Consider the following 23,011-nt stretch of genomic DNA (forward strand, 5'->3'; position numbering starts at 1 on the left):
ACCTCTGCTTTTTTGCGCCTTTATTTGAAATATTTGTTATATTGAATATGTAAATCCTCTGTTATTTGGAAAGGAGAAACATGTTACTCAAAATCGGTCTCGTTGTTATTGGTGTAGCCATACTTTACGTGGTAGTTCAAATCTTGCTGTATAAAAGAGATATGAAGAAAACGAAGGAAGATCTTTTGACATTTGTCGCAAAAAACAAAAAGGACGTATCAGTGACAATCATTGAAAATGATGATGTGGTGTTAGATTGGAATGGTGATCAAAAAACACCACTTGCAAGTACGGTGAAATTAATGGTTTTATTTCATTTTGTCAAATCTATCTCCAGTGGCGGCATCAAGCTAGATGAAAAAGTGGCATTGTCTGATATAGAGCGGTTTTATATTGATAGAACAGACGGAGGTGCTCACACGTACTGGCTCGAGGTCAACGATTTTTCTGAGCATGCGACTTTATTAGATATCGCCAAAGGGATGATGCAAGTCAGTTCGAATGCTTGTACCGATTATTTAATTGACCGGCTCGGCTTAGAAAAGATCAATGATCGGATGAAACAAGCAGGTCTTACAGAACATGATGAACTCATGCCGGTCACCCCAAAGCTTTTGTGGTCATCCTATGTTTCTGATCTTCGGCGGGATGCATTAAAGCAAATGAGCGGTGTAACTGATGAGCAATACAAATCTCTGATGATTGAGATTTTTAATATCATGAAAAATGACCCAGAGCAAAAAAAGGCGTTAGAAGAAAAAATGATGAAAAAGAACTTATTAAGCTTGCGTATTCAATCATTACTGACGCAAAAGATGACAAAGTCTACAACTAATCAATATGCACATTTTATGAAACGTCTGCAGGATGAGCTGTTAACAACAGAAGAAAAGCGTCTTTTTAGCCAAATTGTGCTGGGAGAAACATTGAAGACGGAAAAAGATCAATATATTTGGTATAAAGGCGGATCGACTTTGTTTGTTTTCACAGCTGCTTTATATCGAAAAACGGAAACATCATCCATATCCATTTCTCTATTTATCAATGATCCGAAAGCGAATCATTCTCACTGGGTTGGGGAAGTATTCAATGAATTTATGCTTACTGCAGCAGTGGATCAAAACTTTCGACAACGATTGATTCAAGCTTTTACTAAATAATCATCAAAAAAACAGAGGGAGACACCCCTCTGTTTTATTAATTCTGCATGGGAAACGCTTTGTATACATCTTGGCGTTTTTCTTTTGACTTCACAACTCCATCAACCAGTTCCTTCTGCCAAAGCGCTGCATCGTCTTGGTACTCTTTAAATGAGTGAGGCAGCTTTTTTTCTAGCTCTTTTCTTTGAAACGTGACGGATGATTTGTCGTTAGAGTTCATTTTGAGTGTCACTTGCTCTACGTTATCGACAAGGATAAAAAGTGCGAGTGCGTTGTATAAATACGTTTTCTCAATTGTCTCCTTTTGATCAAACCAGTATGCGTCAAATTGTTCTTCTGTGTATCCGGCATTTTCTTTTACTCCGTACGTGACGTCTAATGCTTTCCCATCAACGATTTCAAATTCTCGAATCATGCCTCCAGGAAGCTCTGATAAGATGTCACGAATGGCTGAGTTGTTACCTAGATACGTGCTTTTATGCTTGGAAAGCTGTTTTAAGGATATGTCTTCTATTCCTTTCATGTCGCTCTTCTGCTCGGTCGCTTGACTGCTGCATGCAGATAGGATGACTGTTAATAGCAGCAGGATATACATCCACTTCTTCATTGATTTTGCCCCTTTTCCATTCTTTCTATATAAGTGTTTATTTTATCACAATTTTCCATTACGATAGATCATTGATTTCCATTTACTGAACTGCATGTTTTGTTCAAACCAACGAACAATACAAAGAAAAAAGGAGTTCAGTCCATGGCAGAAGTGCTTTCATTTTATCAACTGAAAACAAAACGAGATGTCACGCTTGAAAAGAAGCTTTTGCGTACATTGTCTCTTCAACAAGTGACGGTCGCTTCCGAGAAATTCACAAAGAAGCTGTTTCCATTTGCAGATGATCCAGCAGGTATTATGAGTGATGGCTGCATCGATTTCGCCATTGAAGCTTTTTTAGCTGGTGGGAGATACGGTGAGTCGAGCAAGTACGGTGAATCATTTGATGATATAAAGAAGAGGTCAGTTCATGAAGAAGATGAACTAGTTGAGGAGCTAGCAGGGTGTTTGCAATCGTGGGGGAATATGTTCCGAATGGAGCGGAAGATGTCGTGCCTGTATCCATTTGCGAAGGATTTTTTAAGCATGTGGTGGCAGGAAGGCTTTCGAGAATCAGAAAAAAGGCATAAGCTTCGGCTGCACTAAGCATATTTCCAGCCCTTGTCCCATATCTATAAAATAATGGTGTATGGGAGGGACAGGGATGAAAAGAAAGCTGAAATGGACAGGGTTTTTAATCGGGTTTATTGTCCTCTTATTCTTATTCAGGTTTCAATTTCTAAATGATGATTCGTGGAAATCGTGGAATTTGCCTCTAAGCGGGAAGATCATCTATCTAGATCCGGGTCATGGTGGTCCAGATGGCGGGGCCGTAGGAGGAGAGCTGCTTGAAAAAGAGATTGCACTGGATGTATCCATGAAGATACGTGACTATTTACAGGAGCAGGGAGCGCTTGTTCTTATGACCCGAGAGGATGATTCTGATTTATCATCAAAGAATACAAAGGGATATGCCCGGAAGAAAGCGGAGGATTTGAGGAACCGCGTAAAAGTCATTAATGAGTCTGAAGCGGATTTCTACTTAAGTATTCATTTAAATGCGATCCCATCGAACAAATGGAGCGGAGCGCAGACGTTTTTTTACGGAAAGTATGAAGAGAATGAAAAGGCAGCGAAGTTCATCCAAGATGAATTACGCAGGAATCTTGAAAACACAGATCGAAAGGCGAAACGGATCAATGGCATTTATTTAATGCAAAATGTCACAAAGCCAGGAGCCCTTGTGGAAATTGGCTTTCTCTCCAACCCGAAAGAGGCAGGACAGCTGGCAACACCTAAATATCAGGATCAAATTGCTGCCTCCATTTATAAAGGCATTCTCAGATATTTAACAGAGCAAAAAGAGCCGCCTGAATAAGGGGCTTTTTCCTTTTGATCGCAGGCAAACAGGACAGACATTGTAAGGATATGTATGATATACTTGGATTGTAAACGAATTCAATAAAGGGTGAGGTTCTGCTATGATCGGACAAGACGATGTGAGAAAATTAATTGGGAAGATGGACGAACCTTTCCTTCATATACCGCTTGGTGAGCTGGATGCCATCAAGGAAATTAGCCTAAAGCCTGAAAAAGAGCATGTGAGCTTAAAGGTGGCCATTGCCAAAACGGGTACTGCTGAGCAGATGAAGCTGCAGCAAGACATCGTACAAGCCTTGAAATCAGCTGGCGCTAACACAGTAGGGCTACGTTTTGAAGAATTGCCTCAGGAAACACTTGAAAGGTTTATGCCTTCACAAGATGAGGAAGAAAATTTGCTCAACTCTAAAAATCCGCCTGAGTTCTTAGCGATTGCGAGTGGAAAGGGCGGCGTTGGTAAATCCACCGTGTCTGTTAACCTTGCTGTAGCACTGGCTCGTCTAGGGAAAAAAGTCGGACTGATTGATGCAGATATTTATGGCTTTAGTGTACCGGATATGATGGGAATCACCGTCAGACCAACTGTTAAAGGGGAAAAAATTATTCCTGTGGAACGCTTTGGTGTCAAAGTGATTTCAATGGGCTTTTTTGTTGAAGAAAATGCACCGGTCATTTGGAGAGGACCGATGCTTGGTAAAATGCTGAATAACTTCTTCCACGAAGTCGAGTGGGGAGAATTAGATTACTTACTATTAGACCTTCCGCCTGGAACGGGAGATGTGGCGCTTGATATTCATACAATGCTTCCAAGCTGTAAAGAAATCATTGTCACAACACCGCATCCAACAGCTGCTTTCGTTGCTGCTAGAGCGGGCGCAATGGCACTGCAAACAGATCACGAGGTGCTGGGTGTCGTTGAGAATATGAGCTATTATGAAAGCAAAAAAACAGGTGAGAAAGAATATGTCTTTGGAAAAGGAGGCGGGGATAAGCTGGCGGAAGAGCTGCGAGTATCGGTCCTTGGTCAAATTCCTCTAAGGCAGCCTGATTGGAATGAAGATGATTTTGCTCCATCCGTCTATGATGCGAGCCATCCAACAGGAGAAGTGTATCAACACATTGCGAATAAAGTCATTGAACAATTAGCAGTAAAAGCATAATGAAAGCCCGAGTGGATGTAGTTCCACTCGGGTGATGTTTAACTGCCGCTTTCTTCGCTGCCTTTTGAACCAGTATCACTGCTGCTTTCAGATGCTGCTTTTTTGAGCTCATCTTCGAATTTCTTCTTATAAAGAGGACTGCTTAATGTTTCTGTAATGACTTTTTCTAAGTGCTTTCTGAACTCTTTGCTTTTCACCAGTTCACCGTATTTCTTTTCCATTTCGGGATCCTTGAGAATATCCATCATCAATTGCTGATAGTCAGGGTCCTTCATTAACTGTTTTAACATCTTTTCATGCTGTTGCTGCATGGATTTAGCGAAAGTCTCGGCAAATTTAGAATCCTCAAAGACCTTCTTCCAGAACTCTTTGCCTTTATCAGAAGTTAGTGTTTTCTCTATCGTTTGTTTCACAGTTTGTTCATCCATTACCAAAGCTTCATTCATTGCCTCGTCATTTAATAACTGTTGAATGGCCTTTTTACCGTCATCTGTCTTCAATATATCGACGACCATTTTCTTTGTTTCGTCATAGTCCATATTAGATGAGGATTGGGTTTTGGGAGCACAAGCTGTTAGAGATAAAAGAAGAAAACAGCTCATTATACGCAAGATGCCTTTTGACATACTGTGGCTCCTTTCGTTACATGTCTTACTTTTAATATGAATGTTTCACGTAAATTTATACATAACAAAAATAGGGGTTGGATCAATTCAATGAAAAGTCGGGATTTAGTTCGTTTTTTCTTCTCTGTGCTAGCTGTTGGAGCGGTCATTACAAGCGTAGTAGGCTTTGCGCTGGAGTGGGGGAAATATCAGAAGCTTTTTATATCGTTTGAAATTCTAGAGATCGCATCTGTATTGTTTTGGTTCATTGGTGTGGGGATGATTTTTAGTGTCATTAGCCAGATGGGGTTTGTTGTCTTTTTGACGGTGCACCGGTTTGCGCTAGAGATATTCCGGTCTCATTCTTTATGGAATACCATTCAATTGTTTCTAGTGATCTTTGTGCTGTTTGATTTAGCTTACTTGCGGTTTTTGTTTTTCGGGGAGAATGAATCATTTCTTCCATACCTATGGCTGCCCGTCTTTATCGGTGTGTTCGCATTGATCGTGGCTTACTTTAAACAGCAGCAGTCCTCTAAGAAAACATTTGTTTCCGCAATGTTTCTCATGGTCGTCATCACGTCGTTAGAATGGTTCCCGGCGCTCAGAGTCAATGAAGAGGACTGGCTGTATTTGATGCTATTTCCGCTATTAGGCTGTAATGCGTTTCAGTTATTAGCTATGCCGCGTTTTTCAAAGGCGAAAGCTACTTAACTTCCGATGACTTTGTTTTGGTATTGGAGATCAGTTCGCCAACCGTCACATTTTTTAAATTCTTTTCTTTGATTTGTTTCAAAATAGCTGGTAAGGCTTGAGCGGTTTGGGTTGCTGAATCTGAGGCGTGCAGAAGAACAATGTCTCCGCTTTTCATTCGATCATTTACATTCTGAACAATCTGGTCGACGCCCGGATTCAGCCAATCCTGTGAATTGACGCTGTAATGGACAACTGTATAACCGTACTGTGTGGCAATTTTCAATGCTTTTTCGTTAAATTGCCCAGTTGGCGGTCTTAATAGTTGAATGTCATCTAGTCCAAGCTTTTGAAATGAATTTTGTGCCCGGACAAGATCTCGCTTGATTTCACTGTCTTCAAGCTGGCTATAATTTTTATAAGCATAGCCAAGGCTGCCGATTTGGTGACCGTCCTCTCTAATTTGTTTGACGATATCAGGATGACGCTCGGCCCAAGAAGCAGACAGAAAGAAAGTAGCGTTCTTTATATCGTACTCTCGAAGGACATTTAAAATAGGGACTGCCTTCTCATCTCCCCAGCCAATATTAAAAGTGAGGGAGACATGTTTTGAGGAAGTCTCGCCTTTATAAATGGCTCGGGGTCCGTGTTCTGTTTTAAATACCGACAGCGGCGGTGCCTTTTGTACATAAAAAAAGGTTGCAGCTGCAAGGGCTGCTACAAGAATAATGACAATTTGCTTCAGCCGTTTAATAGGCAACACATATAGTCGACTCAATTCAAACACTCCTGCCTTGTCCAAGATTGTTACTTGATTGTATGCAGGACAAGGGTTTGAGATGCACAATAAAACTATTTTAAAAAAAGTTTTGAAAAGGCGTTGACCGATAGAATATTTTCGTGATATATTATTAATCGTCGCTGACACACAGTGACAAACACAAAACGCTTCGGGAAATAAACTTGAAAAAAGTTGTTGACATAAGATGAAGCGAAATGTTATATTATTAAAGCCGCTAAGAACGGCGAAGATGATCTTTGAAAACTAAACAAGACAAAACGTACCTGTTAATTCGAGTTTTTATAAAAAAATCCTATGAAACATCATAGGTAGTCAGTCAAACTGGCGAAAAACAAAACTTCGGTTTTGTACTTTTTCGGAGAGTTTGATCCTGGCTCAGGACGAACGCTGGCGGCGTGCCTAATACATGCAAGTCGAGCGGACAGAAGGGAGCTTGCTCCCGGATGTTAGCGGCGGACGGGTGAGTAACACGTGGGTAACCTGCCTGTAAGACTGGGATAACTCCGGGAAACCGGAGCTAATACCGGATAGTTCCTTGAACCGCATGGTTCAAGGATGAAAGACGGTTTCGGCTGTCACTTACAGATGGACCCGCGGCGCATTAGCTAGTTGGTGGGGTAATGGCTCACCAAGGCGACGATGCGTAGCCGACCTGAGAGGGTGATCGGCCACACTGGGACTGAGACACGGCCCAGACTCCTACGGGAGGCAGCAGTAGGGAATCTTCCGCAATGGACGAAAGTCTGACGGAGCAACGCCGCGTGAGTGATGAAGGTTTTCGGATCGTAAAGCTCTGTTGTTAGGGAAGAACAAGTGCGAGAGTAACTGCTCGCACCTTGACGGTACCTAACCAGAAAGCCACGGCTAACTACGTGCCAGCAGCCGCGGTAATACGTAGGTGGCAAGCGTTGTCCGGAATTATTGGGCGTAAAGGGCTCGCAGGCGGTTTCTTAAGTCTGATGTGAAAGCCCCCGGCTCAACCGGGGAGGGTCATTGGAAACTGGGAAACTTGAGTGCAGAAGAGGAGAGTGGAATTCCACGTGTAGCGGTGAAATGCGTAGAGATGTGGAGGAACACCAGTGGCGAAGGCGACTCTCTGGTCTGTAACTGACGCTGAGGAGCGAAAGCGTGGGGAGCGAACAGGATTAGATACCCTGGTAGTCCACGCCGTAAACGATGAGTGCTAAGTGTTAGGGGGTTTCCGCCCCTTAGTGCTGCAGCTAACGCATTAAGCACTCCGCCTGGGGAGTACGGTCGCAAGACTGAAACTCAAAGGAATTGACGGGGGCCCGCACAAGCGGTGGAGCATGTGGTTTAATTCGAAGCAACGCGAAGAACCTTACCAGGTCTTGACATCCTCTGACAACCCTAGAGATAGGGCTTTCCCTTCGGGGACAGAGTGACAGGTGGTGCATGGTTGTCGTCAGCTCGTGTCGTGAGATGTTGGGTTAAGTCCCGCAACGAGCGCAACCCTTGATCTTAGTTGCCAGCATTTAGTTGGGCACTCTAAGGTGACTGCCGGTGACAAACCGGAGGAAGGTGGGGATGACGTCAAATCATCATGCCCCTTATGACCTGGGCTACACACGTGCTACAATGGACAGAACAAAGGGCTGCGAGACCGCAAGGTTTAGCCAATCCCATAAATCTGTTCTCAGTTCGGATCGCAGTCTGCAACTCGACTGCGTGAAGCTGGAATCGCTAGTAATCGCGGATCAGCATGCCGCGGTGAATACGTTCCCGGGCCTTGTACACACCGCCCGTCACACCACGAGAGTTTGCAACACCCGAAGTCGGTGAGGTAACCTTTATGGAGCCAGCCGCCGAAGGTGGGGCAGATGATTGGGGTGAAGTCGTAACAAGGTAGCCGTATCGGAAGGTGCGGCTGGATCACCTCCTTTCTAAGGATATATGGAGCAGCGTACGTTTTCGTCTTGTTTAGTTTTGAAGGATCATTCCTTCAAGATATGTCTCTAGCGAGACAGGATTGTTCTTTGAAAACTAGATAACAATAAGTAATACATTCACATTGAATGCAATGCAAAGTTCATCACACATAGTGATTCTTTCTAAAGTAAGAAATGGTTAAGTTAGAAAGGGCGCACGGTGGATGCCTTGGCACTAGGAGCCGATGAAGGACGGGACGAACACCGATATGCTTCGGGGAGCTGTAAGCAAGCTTTGATCCGGAGATTTCCGAATGGGGAAACCCACTGCTCGTAATGGAGTAGTATCCATACTTGAATACATAGAGTATGAGAAGGCATACCCGGGGAACTGAAACATCTAAGTACCCGGAGGAAGAGAAAGCAAATGCGATTCCCTGAGTAGCGGCGAGCGAAACGGGAACAGCCCAAACCAAGAGGCTTGCCTCTTGGGGTTGTAGGACACTCTATACGGAGTTACAAAGGAACGATATAAGCGAAGAGGTCTGGAAAGGCCCGCCAAAGAAGGTAACAGCCCTGTAACTGAAATGTTGTTCTCTCCAGAGTGGATCCTGAGTACGGCGGAACACGTGAAATTCCGTCGGAATCCGGGAGGACCATCTCCCAAGGCTAAATACTCCCTAGTGACCGATAGTGAACCAGTACCGTGAGGGAAAGGTGAAAAGCACCCCGGAAGGGGAGTGAAATAGATCCTGAAACCGTGTGCCTACAAGTAGTCAGAGCCCGTTAATGGGTGATGGCGTGCCTTTTGTAGAATGAACCGGCGAGTTACGATCCCGTGCAAGGTTAAGCAGAAGATGCGGAGCCGCAGCGAAAGCGAGTCTGAATAGGGCGCATGAGTACGTGGTCGTAGACCCGAAACCAGGTGATCTACCCATGTCCAGGGTGAAGTTCAGGTAACACTGAATGGAGGCCCGAACCCACGCACGTTGAAAAGTGCGGGGATGAGGTGTGGGTAGGGGTGAAATGCCAATCGAACCTGGAGATAGCTGGTTCTCTCCGAAATAGCTTTAGGGCTAGCCTCAAGGTAAGAGTCTCGGAGGTAGAGCACTGATTGGACTAGGGGCCCCTACCGGGTTACCGAATTCAGTCAAACTCCGAATGCCGATGACTTATCCTTGGGAGTCAGACTGCGAGTGATAAGATCCGTAGTCGAAAGGGAAACAGCCCAGACCGCCAGCTAAGGTCCCAAAGTATACGTTAAGTGGAAAAGGATGTGGAGTTGCTTAGACAACCAGGATGTTGGCTTAGAAGCAGCCACCATTTAAAGAGTGCGTAATAGCTCACTGGTCGAGTGACTCTGCGCCGAAAATGTACCGGGGCTAAACGTATCACCGAAGCTGCGGACTGTTCTGACGAACAGTGGTAGGAGAGCGTTCTAAGTGCTGTGAAGTCAGACCGGAAGGACTGGTGGAGCGCTTAGAAGTGAGAATGCCGGTATGAGTAGCGAAAGACGGGTGAGAATCCCGTCCACCGAATGCCTAAGGTTTCCTGAGGAAGGCTCGTCCGCTCAGGGTTAGTCGGGACCTAAGCCGAGGCCGAAAGGCGTAGGCGATGGACAACAGGTTGATATTCCTGTACCACCTCCTCACCATTTGAGCAATGGGGGGACGCAGGAGGATAGGGTAAGCGCGGTATTGGATATCCGCGTCCAAGCAGTTAGGCTGGGAAATAGGCAAATCCGTTTCCCGTAAAGGCTGAGCTGTGATGGCGAGCGAAATTTAGTAGCGAAGTTCCTGATTCCACACTGCCAAGAAAAGCCTCTAGCGAGGTGAGAGGTGCCCGTACCGCAAACCGACACAGGTAGGCGAGGAGAGAATCCTAAGGTGATCGAGAGAACTCTCGTTAAGGAACTCGGCAAAATGACCCCGTAACTTCGGGAGAAGGGGTGCTTCTTAGGGTGTTAAAGCCCCGAGAAGCCGCAGTGAATAGGCCCAGGCGACTGTTTAGCAAAAACACAGGTCTCTGCGAAGCCGTAAGGCGAAGTATAGGGGCTGACGCCTGCCCGGTGCTGGAAGGTTAAGAGGAGCGCTTAGCGTAAGCGAAGGTGCGAATTGAAGCCCCAGTAAACGGCGGCCGTAACTATAACGGTCCTAAGGTAGCGAAATTCCTTGTCGGGTAAGTTCCGACCCGCACGAAAGGCGCAACGATCTGGGCACTGTCTCAACGAGAGACTCGGTGAAATTATAGTACCTGTGAAGATGCAGGTTACCCGCGACAGGACGGAAAGACCCCGTGGAGCTTTACTGCAGCCTGATATTGAATGTTGGTACAGCTTGTACAGGATAGGTAGGAGCCTTGGAAACCGGAGCGCTAGCTTCGGTGGAGGCATCGGTGGGATACTACCCTGGCTGTATTGACCTTCTAACCCGCTGCCCTTATCGGGCAGGGAGACAGTGTCAGGTGGGCAGTTTGACTGGGGCGGTCGCCTCCTAAAATGTAACGGAGGCGCCCAAAGGTTCCCTCAGAATGGTTGGAAATCATTCGCAGAGTGTAAAGGCACAAGGGAGCTTGACTGCGAGACCTACAAGTCGAGCAGGGACGAAAGTCGGGCTTAGTGATCCGGTGGTTCCGCATGGAAGGGCCATCGCTCAACGGATAAAAGCTACCCCGGGGATAACAGGCTTATCTCCCCCAAGAGTCCACATCGACGGGGAGGTTTGGCACCTCGATGTCGGCTCATCGCATCCTGGGGCTGTAGTCGGTCCCAAGGGTTGGGCTGTTCGCCCATTAAAGCGGTACGCGAGCTGGGTTCAGAACGTCGTGAGACAGTTCGGTCCCTATCCGTCGCGGGCGCAGGAAATTTGAGAGGAGCTGTCCTTAGTACGAGAGGACCGGGATGGACGCACCGCTGGTGTACCAGTTGTTCTGCCAAGGGCATCGCTGGGTAGCTATGTGCGGACGGGATAAGTGCTGAAAGCATCTAAGCATGAAGCCCCCCTCAAGATGAGATTTCCCATTCCGCAAGGAAGTAAGATCCCTGAAAGATGATCAGGTTGATAGGTCTGAGGTGGAAGCGTGGTGACACGTGGAGCTGACAGATACTAATAGATCGAGGACTTAACCTTTATTCTAATGTGAAGCTTGAACATTGTTATCTAGTTTTGAGAGAACATTCTCTCCATCAGGTTTGGTGGCGATAGCGAAGAGGTCACACCCGTTCCCATACCGAACACGGAAGTTAAGCTCTTCAGCGCCGATGGTAGTTGGGGGTCTCCCCCTGTGAGAGTAGGACGCCGCCAAGCTTTTTATTTATATCCTTCCAATGGAAGAAGTTACTTTATCATTCCGCAGTAGCTCAGTGGTAGAGCTATCGGCTGTTAACCGATCGGTCGTAGGTTCGAGTCCTACCTGCGGAGCCATGCTTCCATAGCTCAGTAGGTAGAGCACTTCCATGGTAAGGAAGAGGTCAGCGGTTCGAGCCCGCTTGGAAGCTTTCCTCTATATGATAATAATGGTCAATGTTTAAGGTTTCTCGATGATGAGAAGGCTTTTTTTGTTTGTTTTAAAATGTTGAACTTGCTCAGTGACAAGTAGACTAATGAAAATGGAATAGATCGATTTATAAGGAAGCTTTGTATCAATTTTCTACACATTCCTTCTTTTTGTTCTTGATTCTTTAGTGCCTTTCTTATATTCTTACTAAAGTGATGATATCCTCTCTAACAAAAGACTCTGTACGTCCCTCTTATCCCCCGAAAGTGAAGCATTATTTATTTTTCCTTTCTTCATCTCCAGGTTTGGTTGATCTTCTTTTTCCATGTTCGGTATGTATATAAAAAGGAGTAGATGGTTTGAAAGATTTATTTGTAAAGCAAGAATGGTTTGGGCATGTGCGTCAGGATGTGCTTGCGGGTATTTTAGTGGCTCTGGCTTTAATTCCTGAGGCGATTGCGTTTTCAATTATTGCGGGCGTTGATCCGAAGATCGGGTTGTATGCTTCGTTTTGTATTGCAATTGTGATTTCGTTTGTTGGTGGACGGCCAGGTATGATTTCGGCCGCTACAGGGGCTATGGCTCTGGTCATGGTTAATTTGGTTGCCGATCATGGATTGCAATATTTGTTTGCAGCTACGATTTTAACAGGTCTGATTCAAATAGTGTTTGGACTCTGCCGAGTGTCTCGTCTGATGAAATTTATTCCGAGGTCCGTGATGGTTGGTTTTGTGAATGCGTTGGCTATTATGATCTTCATGGCTCAGCTTCCACATTTCGTCGGAGAATCAATGGCCATGTATATCATGACAGGTGGCGCCTTGTTGATTATTTATTTATTGCCGATGGTGGTAAAAGTGATACCTTCCCCACTCATTGCGATTATTGTCATGACGATCATTGCTGTATTTGGACATATTGATGTTAGAACGGTTGGAGATATGGGAGAGCTTCCTAGTTCTTTGCCTGCTTTTCTGATTCCTCAAGTACCGTTTAGCTGGGAGACACTTACTATCATTTTTCCTTATTCTTTAGCACTTGCGATGGTTGGTTTACTTGAGTCTCTTTTAACTGCACAGATTGTCGATGATATGACGGAGACGTCTAGTCGTAAGAACAAGGAAGCGAGAGGTCAAGGGATTGCTAATGTGGTTGCAGGATTCTTTGGTGGTATGGCTGGCTGTGCGATGATTGGTCAATCAGTGATTAATACGAAGGCAGGCGGGCGTGGCCGTCTTTCTACCTTTGTAGCGGGTGCATTTCTAATGGTGCTGATTTTTGTACTCGGAGATGTGGTGGTTCAAATTCCAATGGCTGCTCTTGTGGCTGTGATGATTATGGTCTCCGTTGGGACATTTGATTGGAGTTCCTTTCAGCAGCTAAAAAAGAATCCGAAAACAGATTCTATTGTCATGATTGTCACGGTCGTGACTGTGGTGTTGACTCATGATTTATCAAAAGGTGTGTTTGCAGGTGTGCTGCTTAGTGCGATATTCTTTGTAGCAAAAATATCAAAGCTTCATATTACCTCTACAGAAAGCCAAGCGGGTATTTGGGTGTATCGAATTAAAGGGCAAATTTTCTTTGCTTCTGTCACTGATTTCATCCAAGCGTTCCATCATGAGAAAGATCTCCAAGCCGTTGTGATTGATTTGTCTGAAGCGCGTATATGGGATGAATCAGGCGTGGCAGCGATAGAACGTGTAAAGGAAAAGTATCAAGCAGCTGGTGTACAGGTAGACGTAGTTGGAATGGATACCTCGAGTCGAAAGCTTGTGAAACAGGTGAATGGTTCTTAAAAAGATCTTTCTGTTTGTTACAATAGAAAAGGTAAGAAAGTGAAGGATGGAGGTGGCCGGCATGCTTGTGCGTTTGAACCAAGTGCTCGGCCGGATGATGCCGCTTATTACGCCCATTAGTGTGTTACTCGGTGTACTATTGTCGGCCTATTTAAAGGATTATACGTTTATGGTGCCCTGGGTATTTGCCATGATGACATTTTCAGGGAGCTTGTCATCTACTTTTTCAGCTTTAAAGCATACGGTGATGCACCCATTGCCTTTGATTTTATCGTTTATGATTTTACATGTGTTGATGCCCCTTTATGCCTGGTCAGCAGGGCATTTAATATTTGCGGGTGATTCCAAGACGATCACCGGTTTGACGCTTGCGATGGTGATTCCAACAGGTGTTTCTAGTTTAATATGGGCGGCGATGTATAAAGGGAATGTCGGGTTAACGTTATCCATCATTTTAATTGATACATTGCTTTCGCCATTGATTGTGCCAGCCAGCTTGTCACTCTTCGTCGGTACACAGGTCCATATGGACATGGTCGCAATCATGAAAGGGCTGTTTGGTATGGTGGTGCTGCCCTCTATTTTAGGGATGCTCGTTCGCCAGTATGCAAAGCCATCGGTGACGAAAACAATTGGTCAGACCCTGTCTCCTTTTTCAAAATTAGGCTTGTTTGTTGTCGTATCGATTAACAGTTCTGTTGTCGCCCCATATTTGCGTGAACTGGATGTTGCATTTTTTAGCAAAGCAGCGACTGTCTTTTTCATTGCGATGAGTGGGTATGCTTTTGCATGGTTGATTGGAAAGGTGATGAAATGTACTCAAGGGGAGATTGTGGCCATTGTGTATACGGGCGGCATGAGAAATATTAGTGCTGGAGCTGTGCTTGCTATTAGCTTTTTCCCGCCTGCTGTTGCTGTCCCTGTTGTGATTGGCATGCTATTTCAGCAAGTGCTTGCTGCCTTGTTTGGTTTCTTACTCAATCGTTTTGAGCTGAAGGCGCCTGCTGTGACTAAATCTTTATCATGAAAAGACCTCCATCTTATGAGATGGAGGTCTATTTGCGAATTAATAGATGAGATATTTCTTGCGTTTCTTTTCGAACGTTTTGAGGTCGTGATGATAGCGCTTCATGATGTGTTTGACGGAAGTACCTTGATTGATTTCTTCTTTCATCCAACCATTTCCGATGAGTTTATCAAAGCTGCCTGTTTGAAGGAACTGAAAGTCTTTTGGATATAAATCATGTATTGCTTTGATGATGGATAACCCTGTTTTTACCGCTTCGAATGAAGAGCGGTCTGTGACGTATAGCTGCACACCGTGTGATAGCTTACCTGCATGTTTAGAAAAAGTGGGGGTGAATGATACTGGTCTAAATTGTACACCCTTTAGTTTTAACTGATTTAAATGATCTGCTAGCTCGCTGCTATTGATATATGGAGCGCCAATGAGCTCGAACGGTTTTGTTGTTCCTCTGCCTTCAGAGACATTTGTGCCTTCAATTAATCCTGTGGCGGGATATACAAAGGTACTATCCACTGTCGGCATGTTAGGTGAAGGAAGGACGAACGGCAGCTTCGTGTCATCAAACGTCATGGAACGCTTCCAATTTTTCATTTTGATGACTGTGACATCAGCATTGATATGAAACTCTTTGTTAAAGAATTTTGCTAGTTCACCAGTGGTCATCCCATGTCTTAATGGTATTGGATAGAGCCCTACAAATGAAGCGTGCTCAGGTTCTAAGACAGGGCCTTCTACTTTTAGTCCGCCAATGGGGTTTGGACGGTCTAGGACAACAAAGGGAATGTTGTTTTCTTTAGCGGCTTCCAATGCATAGGCCATCGTGTAAATATAAGTGTAATAACGAGCACCAACGTCTTGAATATCAAACAGCAGGATATCTACATTTTTGAGCATGTCAAGCGTTGGTTTTCTTGTTTTTCCATAGAGAGAGTAAACAGGAAGACCTGTTTTTTCATCAGTATAGGATTCGACGCCTTCTCCTGCTTGTGCATCGCCGCGCACACCATGTTCTGGTCCATATAGAGCAGTAAGCTTGATACTTGGATGCTCAAATAGGAGATCGACACTGTTTTTCATATTTGCATCAATGCCAGTTGGGTTCGTAATGAGACCGACTCTTTTTCCTTTTAACCATGAAAGGTTGCTTGAGAGTAGTGTTTCGATCCCTGTTTTGACTGTTGCTTTTTTTCCTTTTGTGTCTGTTCGTCCTTGCTCTGCAGGGGAGGCTGCGGTCAATGTGCTCATGATGAGAATGCTTGCGAGTATCAAGCTTGCTGTTTTTTTCAAGAGAATCCCTCCTATTTGATCTGTTTCCCTTTCAAGTTGAGTCCATAGCCGAATGGATACAGGGTTTGATTTGGATGAGTGACAGATGGGATATCCACAGGCAATTTGCCCTTAGGTGATGCAGCGCCAAATATCACTTCTAATCCAGCAGGAATATTTGGCTGATTGAATTGTCCGTTTGAGTAGCCTTTAAAACCGTAAACGGCTAGTAAGGCATCAGCCTCCTCAAAATTTGCCGCATCGTAAGGATTTCTTAGACTCATGATGACCATTTTTTTGTTTTGTGCTGCTGTTTCTTTCATGACAGCACGCGGGAAAGCAGTAGCCCACTTTTTCGGGTCCTGGACATTGTCATCAATCACACCATCATTCACAGCTGGGTCATTTTGGACAACGTAAGAGCCAGTAATCACATAGTCAGCATCTTGAATCAGTTTGGCTGTTTCTTTAGTGAAAGTCTTATCCGCAAACGCATATGATTGGATACGTACAGGTTTGATCCTTTTTTTATTGATCAGAGAGTCAATTGTGACAGACATGGCTTTTGTCTGATCTTCGTAAGGTGCCATGACCAAGATCTTGTCATTCTTTTTAGGCTGGAATGGTAAGGTCTTTTCGTTGTTTTTAAGCAGGGTGATCCCTTCACGTGCCATTTTTTGTTCTGCTTTCCGGTGCGACTTTTTCCCAACGACTTGAGTGGCTTTTTTGATTTTTTTCTCAAGGGTGATGGGTTTCTTGGAAGAAATGATGCCGCGTTTGATCTTCAATTGAAGAATTTTTTCAACAGATTGGTTGATTTGAGACATCGGAATTTCTTTCTTTACAATCGCCTGTTTTACAGCATTGAACACATTCTCTAGGTTTTTTTCTGTTTTTAGAGAGGTGACTGGTGCTGGCATAAGGGCGATGTCGACACCTGCCTTAATAGCCATCACCACGGCTTCTTCCTGCCCAAAGTTATCTGCAATCGCTTTCATATTTAGGGCGTCTGTTACGACAACTCCTTGAAAGCCCATCTCTTCTTTTAATAAGTGTGTGATGACTTTTTTCGATAAGGTTGCTGGAACCATAATGTCCTCGCCATCTTTTTTGCTTTTGTACGTTGTGTGGTCAATGGCAGGGAATTGAACATGAGCGGTCATGACCATATCCGCACCAGCGTTGATGGCTTGTTGAAACGGATAGAGCTCAACCTTTTTTAAACGATCTAGATCATGTTCTACGAGCGGCAAGCCGTAGTGACTATCGACAGCTGTATCACCATGTCCCGGGAAATGCTTGAGTGTCGAAATAGTTTTTTCCTTTTGAAGTCCTTTCATGGTTTGAAGACCGAGCCTAGTGACGAGAGCAGGATCAGAGCTAAAGGAACGGACACCAATGACGGGGTTGTTTGGGTTATTATTCACATCAAGCACAGGAGAGAAGTTTGTATTGATCCCTAGTGCATTTAGTTCTTTGCCGATGATTTTACCTGTGTCGTATGCATTTTTCTTACTTCTAGAGGCACCAATCGACATATTTCCTGGGAAATGTGTTCCCTTTTGTAATCTTGTGACGATTCCACCTTCTTGATCAATTGAAATGAGTAATGGAATGTTCGGTGATGCTTTTTGAAATTCATGAGTGAGTTTGACGGTTTGTTTCGTATCAACGACATTCTCCGCAAATAAGATGACACCGCCTAGATGATATTTTTCAACAAGATGAGACACTTCTTTATTCATCTTTGTTAAGCCTGTAGGTGCAGATTCATCTTTTGTTTGCCAATTGCGAAAGTCTGGCATGAGCATTTGACCTATCTTTTCATCCAGGGACATGTCTTGCACCATTTGTTTTGCGGTTGGAAGAGGGGCAGAGCTAACCTTTTCCGTTGGAATGGAAGAGGTTAGCAGGGCCAAAACCAGAGCAGCGGGGAAAAGAGCTTTTAACATCGAATTCCTCCTTTTACTTAAAAGATTCGTAGATTGCGGTCATGATGCTTCCATAAGTACCAGTTGGGAAAAGGTCACCTTCAAATTGATTTGGGTTGGTTTCAGGTGAAACGACAGGCGAATGTTTCTTATTTGTCAGCAAGACGATACCTAGATTATGTTTTGGATCAATCAATGTCATGGTTCCGGTCCAGCCAGTATGTCCATAGGCTTCGTTACTTGCATATTTTCCAAACATCCATTCCATGTCAGTATGACCGTTTTTTCGCCAGCCTAGCCCGTATGTTGGGTTTGTATCAGAAGAGGCTGTAAAGAGATCGATAGAAGCTTGATCAAAGATGGTGGTTTTTCCATAGCCTCCTTTGTTCAGCATGAGCTGGAGCAGCACGGCCATGTCTGATATGTTAGAAAAAAGTCCAGCATGACCAGAGATACCTGCCATTGAGTAATATGCTTTCTCATCGTGGACTTCGCCTAGCAGGGTGTACCTGCGAATGTTTTCAAAATCAATGACACCATCTCGCGAATTACCTAAACGTTCGGTTGCTGCAAAATTTTGTTTGAATCTTTTTTGCAGTGGATTGAACATTGTATGTTTGAGACCTAGCGGCCGATAGATTGTCGACTCTACATATTGATCAAGAGGCATACCTGTTTTTTTCTCAATGATCATGCCTAACAGCATGTAATCAATGTCACTATAAATGTGCTGGGTGCCTGGTTTGTATTGCAGCGGCACCTTTGGCAGCCATTTCATTGTTGTCTTTCTATCTTGAGAGAAAAAGGAGCCGGCGGCTTCTTTGCTATAAAATAAGACACTGGAAGGGAGTCCGGCAGAATGGGTCAGAAGATCATTTACACGGAGTTGTTCTTTGCCGGTTACCTTTGCATCTGGTTCATCTTTAAAATCTGGCAGGATGGATTGTATTTTTTCGTTCACATCCAGTTTTTTCTCGTAGACTAGCTTTTGCAGGGCATAGTTGGTCGCATACATTTTGGTGTTGGATGCTAAGTCGAACAGTGTATTCTTTTTCATTTTCTTATATGATTTGAGTTCGGTTGTGCCTTCGTATTTTTGCCTGTAGCCATAGGCTTTTTGATGGACGATTTTTCCGTCTTTGATAATGATGAGTGCGGCTCCTGGAAATCCTGCTTTGATGTCGTTTTGAATCATGTGATCAACCTTCCTAAGCTGCCTGGAAGAAAAACCTGCTTGTTCCGGTCGTTTTGCCTTTTTTAAGACGGGATATTCTTCAGGTGCTGTTTTAGACAAAGACGATACAGGATGGGAGCTAGTTGCAAATGTTTGTACGGGTAATCCAAGGAGCATGAGCAGACTTGTTATTAAGAGAAAGTATTTCTTCAAGAGTTAGACCTCCTATTGCTTATTTTTCCTCAAATTCAACAGCCATATCATCATGAAAACCAAATAAGTATGTGAAAATAAATCCAGCGACATATGCAATAAAGAGTCCGATTAAGTAAAGAAGCATTTGATGTGTGTGAACAATAAAGGTTAATGGGAGACCTGATACACCAATCGCCTTCGTTGCAATTTGGAAGTAGGCTTGAAATGCGCCGCCGATTCCAGCGCCAAGACAAGCAGTGAGAAATGGCCGTCCCAGAGGGAGTGTGACACCGAAAATGAGTGGTTCACCAATGCCGAGCATCCCTGAAGGAAGTCCACCTGCGATGGCTCTTTTGAGTTTTTTCTTTTTTGTTTTCATATAAATGGCGAATGCCGCACCGACCTGTCCTGCACCGCCCATAGCGAGGATTGGCAAAAGCGGGTCATCTCCAATGGAATTAATGAGTTCCATATGAATTGGTGTCAGTCCTTGGTGAAGCCCTGTCACAACAAGTGGAAGGAAGGTCGCACCAAGAACAAATCCAGCGAAGATTCCGCCCATATTTAATAGATAAGTTAATCCTGAGGTGATGGCATCAGATATAAATCCGCCGACTGGCATGAAGACAACGTACGTAAAAATGCCTGTAATGAGTAGTGTGATGGTAGGTGTGACGATGATATCAAGTGACTGCGGGACGAAGCGTCTAATTCGGGTTTCCACAAGCGCCATAAAGATGGCGGCTAGAAGAACACCGATGAGTCCGCCTCTGCCTGGTAGAATATTTGTGCCAAATAACATAATGTCTGCGGAGGCTGGATTAATAATCAGGATACCAGCTAATGCGCCTAATGCAGGAGAGCCTCCAAACTCCTTTGCGGCATTTGTTCCGACTAAAATACCGAGATATGCGAACAAGCCTGAACCAATAACGGTTAAAATGATCGCTGCTTGAGACTTTTCATCGAGCCAGCCTGCTTGCACGATTGCTTTCGTAATTCCTGTAATAAGACCTGATGCAACGAGTGCCGGAATGATAGGAATAAAAATGCTGGCAACCCGTCGTAAGAACAGCTTGAACGGTGTGCGGTTCTTTTGTGAAATGGCTTGCTTGTTTTTTTGTGCTTCATTGTTTAAATTATAAGAGCCAGAGGTATTTAGCAGCTGTTCAAACGCACTTGAAACTTGGTTGACAACACCTGTACCTAAAATGATTTGAAGCGTTTCTGCCTCGACGACACCTATGACGCCATCGAGTTCTTTGATTTTTGTGATGTGAACTTGTTCATTGTCAATCGGTGTAATTCGGAGACGCGTCATACAATGTGTATGGGAAGAGATGTTTTCAGAACCACCACAGAGAGAAAGAATGTCTTTCGCCAACTGCTGATATTTCGTTTGATGACTCATGTTGAATCCCCCTTTGATTTTCGTTTCATGGAGCGGATGGCATGTCTTGTCTTGTCAATATATTGCGCTGTCTCTTCATATTGACGGGAAGCTAAGCTGAGGAACAAGACATCAATTAAGTAGAGCTGTGCCATTCTAGAGGAAGTGGCTGCACTGCGAAAAGGTGCTTCATTGGAACCGGACGTCGATAGGTGAACATCACTTAAGGCAGAAACGCTTGTTTGACCAGGATGCGTTAAGGCAATGGTTTTCACTTGATTGTCTTTTGCGAGCTGAAGGGCTTGAATGATGTCTAACGTTTCTCCTGAAAAGGATATACCGAACACGATGTCATTCTTTCCTGCATTTGCGATGACCGTTGATGCGATGTGCATGTCAGTGAAGGCAGTCGCTGCATAATTGATTCTGAGAAATTTCTGCTGGGCATCCGCTGCGACGATGCCAGATGCGCCGACGCCGATAAAATGGATTTGGTTTGCATGCAGCAGTAATTGAACAGCTTTTTCTAATGCATCTGCATTTAAAATAGAAGCGGTGTCCTTAATCGATTGAATCGAGTTTCCTGCTGTTTTTTGAATAATGGATTGAATCGGTTCATCTTGTTCGATATCACGGTAGCCTTGTTTATCATTGTGCACCAAGTCTCCAGCGATTCGCATTTTTAAATCGTGATAGCCATCTAGCCCGAGAGATTTACAAAGGCGGACGACTGCAGAGCTGCTTGCACCGGCTGCCTGGCTGATCTCGTGTACTGTGCTCTTAATGACTTTGTCAGGATGGGCAAGAATATAGTCTGCAATGATTTTTTCAGATTGGGGGATCTTTGCTTTCATTGTGTGTAGTAGGGTGAGTCCACCTGCTGACATGAGCTCTGCCTCCTTTAGGATTGATGATGAGAGATGGCTTTGTCGATATGACCATTCGTTTTGTTGAGTAAATCCTTGGCTGTTTTTTTGTCTGTGTTTGTTTGAAGCATGACGATGGCGGTTTTGACTTCTAAGTCTGCCGCTTCAAGGGTTTTCACAGCTTGTTCGTAGGAAGCGTTTGTCACATGTTGAAGGATGGTGATGGCGCGTTCTTTTAATTTATGATTGCTGACTTTTACATCAACCATCAGGTTTTCATATACTTTACCTTGTCTGATCATGACAGAGGTGGAAAGCATATTTAAAATCATTTTATGAGCGGATGCGGCTTTCATTCGTGTTGACCCAGTGATGGCTTCTGGTCCTACAATGACTTCAATGGCGCAGTCTGCCAGCTCGCTAATTTCTGCTTGTTCATTGCAGCTGAGGGCTACTGTTTTTGCGCCGATGAATTTAGCGTAGTTTAAAGCGCCGATGATGTAGGGTGTCCTGCCGCTGGCGGCGATACCGACGACCGTATCTTTTGATGTCAGATGAATGTGTACTAAATCCTGTTTGCCGGCTTCTTCACTGTCTTCCACATCTTCGGCAGCATGTGAAAAAGCAGCGTCTCCGCCTGCCATGATGCCGACAATCACATCAGGTGAGACGCTATAGGTAGGGGGACATTCAACAGCATCCATCACGCCAAGTCTGCCGCTTGTCCCGGCCCCTAAATAAACGAGTCTGCCTCCATTTGAGATGGATTGATAGGCGAAGTCACTTGCTGTTTTGACATGTGGTAGTACACGGTTGACTGCTTGAGCGACCTTCATATCTTCTTCATTAATCATTTGGAGCATTTCGAGTGGATCTGCTTGTGATATTCCCATTGTGTTAGGATTTCTTGATTCTGTTGTCAAAGAACGCAATTGAGATGGCTGCATGAGACATTCCTCCTTATTTCTTCATTTTCAGTATATTCAGTATGATATGAAATTTCAACATTATATTTAAATATTGAAATTATATTTCAATCAAAAAGTGGTGCTAATCAAAGGTAAATAGTTAGAAAATAAAAAAAATAAAAATCCCCTTTACAAAAGGGGGACAACCTGTATATAATAACTTTTGTCAGCTTCACGGAAACAGCAAACTTGACAAACTGGCCCGTTGGTCAAGCGGTTAAGACACCGCCCTTTCACGGCGGTAACACGGGTTCGAATCCCGTACGGGTCACCATGATGTGGAGGATTAGCTCAGCTGGGAGAGCATCTGCCTTACAAGCAGAGGGTCGGCGGTTCGAGCCCGTCATCCTCCACCATATGCCGGTGTAGCTCAACTGGTAGAGCAACTGACTTGTAATCAGTAGGTTGGGGGTTCAAGTCCTCTTGCCGGCACTGTTTTTTCTTTATCAATTCCATATGTGGAGGGGTAGCGAAGTGGCTAAACGCGGCGGACTGTAAATCCGCTCCCTCCGGGTTCGGCGGTTCGAATCCGCCCCCCTCCACCATTTTTGGGCTATAGCCAAGCGGTAAGGCAACGGACTTTGACTCCGTCATGCGTTGGTTCGAATCCAGCTAGCCCAGTTAA

The 23,011-nt window shown here is 44.5% G+C and carries 16 protein-coding genes, 7 tRNA genes and 3 rRNA genes; 17 read left to right on the plus strand and 9 right to left on the minus strand.

All coding sequences use genetic code 11. The annotated features are described in order from the left end of the window. The first annotated feature begins 80 nt into the window (after positions 1–80). Complete coding sequence (locus tag GKC25_RS00930) at positions 81–1,160, plus strand: class A beta-lactamase-related serine hydrolase (protein WP_262417073.1); 1,080 nt, start codon at positions 81–83, stop codon at positions 1,158–1,160. A gap of 37 nt (positions 1,161–1,197) precedes the next feature. Here the strand turns inward: GKC25_RS00930 and GKC25_RS00935 are convergent, their stop codons facing one another. Beyond that, complete coding sequence (locus tag GKC25_RS00935) at positions 1,198–1,767, minus strand: DUF4825 domain-containing protein (protein WP_187704283.1); 570 nt, start codon at positions 1,765–1,767, stop codon at positions 1,198–1,200. A gap of 144 nt (positions 1,768–1,911) precedes the next feature. Here GKC25_RS00935 and GKC25_RS00940 point away from each other — a divergent pair, with 144 nt between their 5' ends. The 3 genes from GKC25_RS00940 to GKC25_RS00950 all read left to right on the plus strand — a co-directional run bounded on the left by GKC25_RS00940 (position 1,912) and on the right by GKC25_RS00950 (position 4,289). Further along, entirely contained in the window at positions 1,912–2,355 is a 444-nt protein-coding gene (locus GKC25_RS00940) for a YbaK family protein (RefSeq protein ID WP_050945810.1), read from the plus strand. Positions 2,356–2,413: 58 nt separating this feature from the next. Continuing rightward, entirely contained in the window at positions 2,414–3,127 is a 714-nt protein-coding gene (gene cwlD, locus GKC25_RS00945; RefSeq protein ID WP_034665571.1) for an N-acetylmuramoyl-L-alanine amidase CwlD, read from the plus strand. Positions 3,128–3,230: 103 nt separating this feature from the next. Continuing rightward, positions 3,231–4,289 (plus strand): Mrp/NBP35 family ATP-binding protein, encoded by a 1,059-nt coding sequence (locus GKC25_RS00950; protein WP_187704284.1) that lies wholly within the window; start codon positions 3,231–3,233, stop codon positions 4,287–4,289. 38 nt (positions 4,290–4,327) lie between these two features. Here the strand turns inward: GKC25_RS00950 and gerD are convergent, their stop codons facing one another. After that, the gene (gene gerD / locus GKC25_RS00955; protein WP_187704285.1) at positions 4,328–4,915 is read right to left on the minus strand and encodes a spore germination lipoprotein GerD; all 588 of its coding nucleotides are present in this window, start codon (positions 4,913–4,915) and stop codon (positions 4,328–4,330) included. 90 nt (positions 4,916–5,005) lie between these two features. Between gerD and kbaA the strand changes: the two genes are divergently transcribed. Continuing rightward, positions 5,006–5,608, plus strand: a complete 603-nt coding sequence (kbaA, locus tag GKC25_RS00960; RefSeq protein ID WP_003217204.1) for a KinB-signaling pathway activation protein — start codon at positions 5,006–5,008, stop codon at positions 5,606–5,608. Here the strand turns inward: kbaA and pdaB are convergent. Next, positions 5,601–6,365 carry a polysaccharide deacetylase family sporulation protein PdaB gene (gene pdaB / locus GKC25_RS00965; RefSeq protein ID WP_034665559.1) on the minus strand — a complete coding sequence of 255 codons (765 nt, stop codon included), beginning with the start codon at positions 6,363–6,365 and terminating at the stop codon, positions 5,601–5,603. The genes kbaA and pdaB overlap by 8 nt on opposite strands. A gap of 376 nt (positions 6,366–6,741) precedes the next feature. Between pdaB and GKC25_RS00970 the strand changes: the two genes are divergently transcribed. The 7 genes from GKC25_RS00970 to GKC25_RS01000 all read left to right on the plus strand — a co-directional run bounded on the left by GKC25_RS00970 (position 6,742) and on the right by GKC25_RS01000 (position 14,596). Beyond that, a 16S ribosomal RNA gene (locus tag GKC25_RS00970) occupies positions 6,742–8,290 on the plus strand. A gap of 182 nt (positions 8,291–8,472) precedes the next feature. Next, positions 8,473–11,403, plus strand: a 23S ribosomal RNA gene (locus tag GKC25_RS00975). A 61-nt stretch (positions 11,404–11,464) separates the two neighbouring features. Continuing rightward, positions 11,465–11,580: ribosomal RNA gene (rrf, locus tag GKC25_RS00980) — 5S ribosomal RNA — on the plus strand. Together the 16S, 23S and 5S rRNA genes with 2 tRNA genes alongside form the textbook arrangement of a ribosomal RNA operon. Positions 11,581–11,622: 42 nt before the next feature. Further along, positions 11,623–11,697, plus strand: a tRNA-Asn gene (locus tag GKC25_RS00985). Position 11,698: 1 nt separating this feature from the next. Beyond that, positions 11,699–11,771: transfer RNA gene (locus tag GKC25_RS00990), tRNA-Thr, on the plus strand. 358 nt (positions 11,772–12,129) lie between these two features. Further along, entirely contained in the window at positions 12,130–13,569 is a 1,440-nt protein-coding gene (locus tag GKC25_RS00995; protein WP_187704286.1) for a SulP family inorganic anion transporter, read from the plus strand. Positions 13,570–13,615: 46 nt separating this feature from the next. Next, positions 13,616–14,596 carry a bile acid:sodium symporter family protein gene (locus GKC25_RS01000; protein ID WP_187704287.1) on the plus strand — a complete coding sequence of 327 codons (981 nt, stop codon included), beginning with the start codon at positions 13,616–13,618 and terminating at the stop codon, positions 14,594–14,596. Between the two features lie 39 nt (positions 14,597–14,635). On the opposite strand, the gene GKC25_RS01005 is transcribed toward GKC25_RS01000, so the two are convergent. Genes GKC25_RS01005 through murQ form a run of 6 tightly spaced genes read right to left on the minus strand, consistent with a single transcriptional unit; the run spans position 14,636 to position 22,365 of the window. Continuing rightward, positions 14,636–15,883 carry an exo-beta-N-acetylmuramidase NamZ family protein gene (locus GKC25_RS01005; protein WP_187704288.1) on the minus strand — a complete coding sequence of 416 codons (1,248 nt, stop codon included), beginning with the start codon at positions 15,881–15,883 and terminating at the stop codon, positions 14,636–14,638. Between the two features lie 11 nt (positions 15,884–15,894). Continuing rightward, on the minus strand, positions 15,895–17,814 hold the full coding sequence (locus GKC25_RS01010; RefSeq protein ID WP_034664441.1) for a glycoside hydrolase family 3 protein: 1,920 nt from the start codon (positions 17,812–17,814) through the stop codon (positions 15,895–15,897). Between the two features lie 13 nt (positions 17,815–17,827). Then, positions 17,828–19,180 (minus strand): penicillin binding protein PBP4B, encoded by a 1,353-nt coding sequence (pbp4b, locus tag GKC25_RS01015; RefSeq protein WP_342689882.1) that lies wholly within the window; start codon positions 19,178–19,180, stop codon positions 17,828–17,830. 19 nt (positions 19,181–19,199) lie between these two features. Further along, entirely contained in the window at positions 19,200–20,573 is a 1,374-nt protein-coding gene (locus GKC25_RS01020) for a PTS transporter subunit EIIC (protein ID WP_187704290.1), read from the minus strand. Further along, positions 20,570–21,439: a MurR/RpiR family transcriptional regulator gene (locus GKC25_RS01025; RefSeq protein ID WP_187704291.1), complete on the minus strand. Its 870-nt coding sequence runs from the start codon at positions 21,437–21,439 to the stop codon at positions 20,570–20,572. The genes GKC25_RS01020 and GKC25_RS01025 overlap by 4 nt, the downstream gene beginning before the upstream one ends. Before the next feature lie 14 nt (positions 21,440–21,453). Continuing rightward, a complete protein-coding gene (gene murQ, locus GKC25_RS01030) occupies positions 21,454–22,365 on the minus strand; it encodes an N-acetylmuramic acid 6-phosphate etherase (RefSeq protein WP_187704292.1) in 912 nt (303 codons plus the stop codon). 220 nt (positions 22,366–22,585) lie between these two features. Here murQ and GKC25_RS01035 point away from each other — a divergent pair. The 5 genes from GKC25_RS01035 (at position 22,586) to GKC25_RS01055 (ending at position 23,007) form a co-directional block, all read left to right on the plus strand. Next, positions 22,586–22,660: transfer RNA gene (locus tag GKC25_RS01035), tRNA-Glu, on the plus strand. Between the two features lie 6 nt (positions 22,661–22,666). Then, positions 22,667–22,742: transfer RNA gene (locus tag GKC25_RS01040), tRNA-Val, on the plus strand. Positions 22,743–22,745: 3 nt separating this feature from the next. Further along, a tRNA-Thr gene (locus GKC25_RS01045) sits at positions 22,746–22,818 on the plus strand. A 28-nt stretch (positions 22,819–22,846) separates the two neighbouring features. Continuing rightward, a tRNA-Tyr gene (locus GKC25_RS01050) sits at positions 22,847–22,931 on the plus strand. 4 nt (positions 22,932–22,935) lie between these two features. Further along, a tRNA-Gln gene (locus GKC25_RS01055) sits at positions 22,936–23,007 on the plus strand. Positions 23,008–23,011: the final 4 nt, after the last annotated feature.

The sequence above is a fragment of the Bacillus pumilus genome, assembly GCF_038738535.1.
In the GTDB taxonomy this organism is placed as follows: Bacteria; Bacillota; Bacilli; order Bacillales; family Bacillaceae; genus Bacillus.

What these genes read in the sequence shown, in the direction of transcription:
- GKC25_RS00930 (WP_262417073.1), top strand. Translation starts at nt 81, where the DNA reads ATGTTACTCAAAATCGGTCTCGTTGTTATTGGTGTAGCCATACTTTAC.
- GKC25_RS00935 (WP_187704283.1), bottom strand. Translation starts at nt 1,767, where the DNA reads ATGAAGAAGTGGATGTATATCCTGCTGCTATTAACAGTCATCCTATCT.
- GKC25_RS00940 (WP_050945810.1), top strand. Translation starts at nt 1,912, where the DNA reads ATGGCAGAAGTGCTTTCATTTTATCAACTGAAAACAAAACGAGATGTC.
- cwlD (WP_034665571.1), top strand. Translation starts at nt 2,414, where the DNA reads ATGAAAAGAAAGCTGAAATGGACAGGGTTTTTAATCGGGTTTATTGTC.
- GKC25_RS00950 (WP_187704284.1), top strand. Translation starts at nt 3,231, where the DNA reads ATGATCGGACAAGACGATGTGAGAAAATTAATTGGGAAGATGGACGAA.
- gerD (WP_187704285.1), bottom strand. Translation starts at nt 4,915, where the DNA reads ATGTCAAAAGGCATCTTGCGTATAATGAGCTGTTTTCTTCTTTTATCT.
- kbaA (WP_003217204.1), top strand. Translation starts at nt 5,006, where the DNA reads ATGAAAAGTCGGGATTTAGTTCGTTTTTTCTTCTCTGTGCTAGCTGTT.
- GKC25_RS01000 (WP_187704287.1), top strand. Translation starts at nt 13,616, where the DNA reads ATGGAGGTGGCCGGCATGCTTGTGCGTTTGAACCAAGTGCTCGGCCGG.
- GKC25_RS01010 (WP_034664441.1), bottom strand. Translation starts at nt 17,814, where the DNA reads ATGTTAAAAGCTCTTTTCCCCGCTGCTCTGGTTTTGGCCCTGCTAACC.
- GKC25_RS01020 (WP_187704290.1), bottom strand. Translation starts at nt 20,573, where the DNA reads ATGAGTCATCAAACGAAATATCAGCAGTTGGCGAAAGACATTCTTTCT.
- GKC25_RS01025 (WP_187704291.1), bottom strand. Translation starts at nt 21,439, where the DNA reads ATGTCAGCAGGTGGACTCACCCTACTACACACAATGAAAGCAAAGATC.
- murQ (WP_187704292.1), bottom strand. Translation starts at nt 22,365, where the DNA reads ATGCAGCCATCTCAATTGCGTTCTTTGACAACAGAATCAAGAAATCCT.